The sequence below is a fragment of the Clostridium puniceum genome (assembly GCF_002006345.1).
Classification (GTDB): Bacteria; Bacillota; Clostridia; order Clostridiales; family Clostridiaceae; genus Clostridium; species Clostridium puniceum.
Map to the genome: position 1 here is coordinate 1 of NZ_LZZM01000060.1, position 4,026 is coordinate 4,026.

At 26.5% G+C, this 4,026-nt stretch carries 4 protein-coding genes; all 4 read right to left on the reverse strand.

The window, feature by feature from the left end; all coding sequences use genetic code 11:
* Positions 1 to 726 precede the first annotated feature (726 nt).
* Positions 727 to 837 carry a sigma factor-like helix-turn-helix DNA-binding protein gene (locus CLPUN_RS28530; RefSeq protein ID WP_242954048.1) on the reverse strand — a complete coding sequence of 37 codons (111 nt, stop codon included), beginning with the start codon at positions 835 to 837 and terminating at the stop codon, positions 727 to 729.
* Between the two features lie 612 nt (positions 838 to 1,449).
* Positions 1,450 to 2,370 (reverse strand): aldo/keto reductase, encoded by a 921-nt coding sequence (locus tag CLPUN_RS05105; RefSeq protein ID WP_077846254.1) that lies wholly within the window; start codon positions 2,368 to 2,370, stop codon positions 1,450 to 1,452.
* 308 nt (positions 2,371 to 2,678) lie between these two features.
* Positions 2,679 to 2,819, reverse strand: a complete 141-nt coding sequence (locus CLPUN_RS28540) for an SIS domain-containing protein (protein WP_341424179.1) — start codon at positions 2,817 to 2,819, stop codon at positions 2,679 to 2,681.
* Positions 2,820 to 2,926: 107 nt separating this feature from the next.
* On the reverse strand, positions 2,927 to 3,895 hold the full coding sequence (locus CLPUN_RS05115; protein ID WP_077846253.1) for a Gfo/Idh/MocA family protein: 969 nt from the start codon (positions 3,893 to 3,895) through the stop codon (positions 2,927 to 2,929).
* Between the last annotated feature and the right edge of the window lie 131 nt (positions 3,896 to 4,026).

Below are 4,026 nucleotides of genomic sequence, written 5' to 3' on the forward strand. Positions count from 1 at the left end.
CAGCGTTCGTCCTGAGCCAGGATCAAACTCTCAATTAAAAGTTTAATCTTAGCTTACTCAAATAAAAATTGCTGGTTTACTTAAATGTACTTATATATTCTGTTCAATTTTCAAAGACCATTTTCTTCCACAACTTTCGTTGTAACTTTTTGTTTTTTGCTGTCACCCTCAAGCGACCTACTTAGTTTATCACTTGATTTAGATATTGTCAACAACTTTTTTTAATCTTTCAAACTCTTTTTTCGAAAGGTTTTTCTCAGATTCTCTTAAGTTGTTTACATGTCTTAGCGACGTGTTTTATCTTAACATATAAACTTATGTTGATTATTACAATTTTAATCATATTTTAAGTTTACATTAATATTTCTTTCTTATTCTCTGTTTTTCTTCATTATTATATTATTGACACACTAGGAGTAGTTACCAAAGTTATTTTCATATTATCTTAAAATAATCACATTTGTGACAGTTTCCTATAAATAAAAATTAACATTTCTACAAATATTTAAAGACTAGATTAAAATAAATTATTCCAATTCAGCCTTCAATTTTTAAACTCGGTTAACATCCTTAATTAACGTTTTGATTATAAATCAAATATTATTTTCTTCTTATTTAATTTACTGAGCAATTTTAATAGCTTCATCTTTACTAATATTTTTTCTACTACCTCTTGGGCAAAGGTTGTTTGTGAAGCTAGTGTTGATACAATTTTCTTTATATTTATCATTCTTCATTCCTTTTTAATCTCTTCATAATTCGGTGGAGTTTTACCCCTACATTACTTTCGCTAATATTTAAAACTTTAGCTATTTCTATATTCTTTAAATTTGCCACAAATTTATATGCAATAATATTTCGCTCTTATAGGATCTAAAATATTTAAAGCATTTAATAATCTATTACTTTGTTCCTTATTAATGATTAATTCTTCTGGGCCTTTATCTTTTGATACTAAATCAACAATGCTGTTTATTGATATGATTCTATGCTTTTTTGTTTTGTGAAATAATCATTTATGGTATTTCTAGCAATAGTAAACCTCCAAACCTCAAACTTAGCTTTTTGATTTTTATAATTATTAAATTTCATCATAATTTTTTCGAATATATTTCTTGTGAATTAACTCTATAATAGGTGTAGTTATAAATTTTCTTATAATAAAAGTTCAAAAATCTCTATAAATTCTTCTTTTTTTAACTATATTGCTATATATATTTTCAGTTTTTTGTGAAAATTTTACGACAGTAACTGGTTCCACCTTACTAGTTCCCCCTTTTGAACGTTTATTTGCTTAGCTAAGTTACTTACATATTTTAATGATCATTATTATTAAATATTTATAAAGAAAAATAAGCTATCTTAAAATAGAATACTTCCACTTTAAAATAGCTTATTATTTTATTTCGGTAAAATATTAAAATCTAATACAGAAATATTTATCGAAAATTATGGCAACTTATTTCCTGCTGCTAAATAAATTTCATACCACTCTTGCCTTGTAAGATCTATATCAGAAGCTTTACATATTTCTTTAAGACGCTTAGGATTCATTGTTCCTACTATTGTTTGAATTTTCGATGGATGTCGTAATATCCATGCAGTTGCTATTGCCGTATTTGTCACACCTTTTTTCTCAGCAATTTCATTAATTTTATTATTTAATATTGGAAATTTATCATTATCTAAAAATACCCCTTCAAAAAATCCATATTGATAAGGAGACCAAGCTTGAATAGTGATATCTTTAAGTCGACAGTATTCTAATACTCCACCATCTCTATCTATTGATGAATCATTTTTTATATTCATATTTAATCCTGAATCTATCATGCCTGTATGCATTATACTAAATTGGAGCTGATTAATAATTATTTTATTATCTAAATATTTATTTAATAATTCAATTTGCACTGGAGTATGATTACTTACCCCAAACTTTTTAACCTTTCCCTCACTATATAATTGAGAAAATGCTTCTGCAACTTCTTCTGGTTCCATAAGTGTATCTGGGCGATGTAAAAGTAATGTATCTACATAATCTGTTTTTAACCTTTTTAAACTTTTGTCTACTGAATTTAAAATATGTTCTTTTGAAAAATCATACATTATCCCTGGAACTATAGCACACTTTGTTTGAATTATCATTTTTTCTCTTATAGTTGAATTCATATTAATAGCATCTGCAAAAACCTCTTCTGATTTTCCACCACCGTATATATCTGCATGATCAAAAAAATTAATTCCTTCTTCTAATGAAATTTTTATTATCTTTTCTGCCTCACTCTTTTCAATTCCTGCAATTCTCATGCATCCAAGTCCAAGTTCTGAAGCATAAATTCCACTTTTCCCTATATCTATTTTTTTCATTTTTCTCATCCTCTCCTCTTTATATTATTATAAAATATTAAGTTAAAATATGCTAACACATATTATTTTCAATTTAACTTCTTCTATTAAATTGTGCTTCTATATATATTTTTTTGTGTAGATTATGTGTACAATATATATTAACTTCTAATCTCTTAAATGTTTTTAACATAATTAATTTAAATTTTATCATCTGCAATAGATTGCTCATGCTGACTAATCAAATTATAAAAATATTTTTTATCTCTAGTTAAAAGCAAATATAATATCTCTATAACAACTATATCATATACTCTTGAGTAACTAAATTAATTTAAGAATAATTTTTCTCTTGTAGCCGTATTTATATGATACTTGTTTTGATTTGCTACTGGAGAATTTTCATGATTTGTTATAGAAATTGTTGTACCATTTCTTTCATTTGCAATTTCTAATAATACTAAACGTATTGTATTTCCATTTAGTTAAAATACTCATATGACAATTAATTTTAAAAAACTTTCAAGGAATATTTATAATTTATATTTATAATTTCCTTAACAACATTAATTACCATCTATTCAAAAGAATATTTTAACCCCCATTGCTTTCTAACTTCATCCATTATTTTCATTACATCAACAGATAAGCCTAAGGTATCATTATTAATTTTCTTCATAATACAATTATTCATATCTTCAACTTCATAAATTAATGCTTTTGAAGTATCACCTTCTTCTATAACTTCTACTTTTCCATCTGGATAGGTAATTGTAGCACTGTCTGCTCTTGGAAAATTTCCAACAGTTAAATATCCTAATTCTCCACATACAATTCCTCTCTTTGGTTGTTTTGCTCTCATTGTTAATGAAATCACTGCCATTTCATCATCAGAGTTTTTTAGTATTATACCCGATTGCTCATCTACTCCAGTTTCAAACTTTTTAACTGTAGTTAAAATTTCTTCTGGCTGACTAGATAAAAAATATCTTGTAAAAGATAATGCATATGTTCCTATATCAAGTAATGCTCCACCTGCTAAATCAGAACTAAAAAATCTATTTGTTACATCATATTCTTTAAGACTTCCAAAATTCACTTGAATCATTTTTATCTTTCCGAGCTTTCCATCTTCAACAAGTTTATGTAATTTTTTATATAATGGCATATGATAAATGGTCATAGCTTCTGATACTATTAAATTTTTCTCTTTTGATAGTTTAACTATTTCATTTAGTTGAGTAGCATTTACAGTAATAGCTTTTTCACAAAGTACGTGTTTATTATTTTTAAGACTCTCTATTATATATTCATAATGATTGGAATGAGGTGTTGATATATACACTATATCAATTTCCTCGTCCTTTAACATCTCATTATAGTCCCCATAAACTTTTTCAACCTTATAGTTATCAGAAAAAGCCTGTGCCTTTTCAAGATTTCTTGCACCAACTGCATATACATTGCCATTAACCTCCATTATAGCTTTAGCAAAATCTGCCGCAATTGTTCCTGGTCCTAGTATTGCCCAATTTATTCTATCCATAACCTCACCTTGTATAATGAACATGTAGTAAAAATTCATTATACTTTTCCTTTCTTAATAATTTTACTATACTTAACATAAGACGCTGTGGATTAGTTTTTTCACCTATAGCTAGACTATTTCAACTGAGG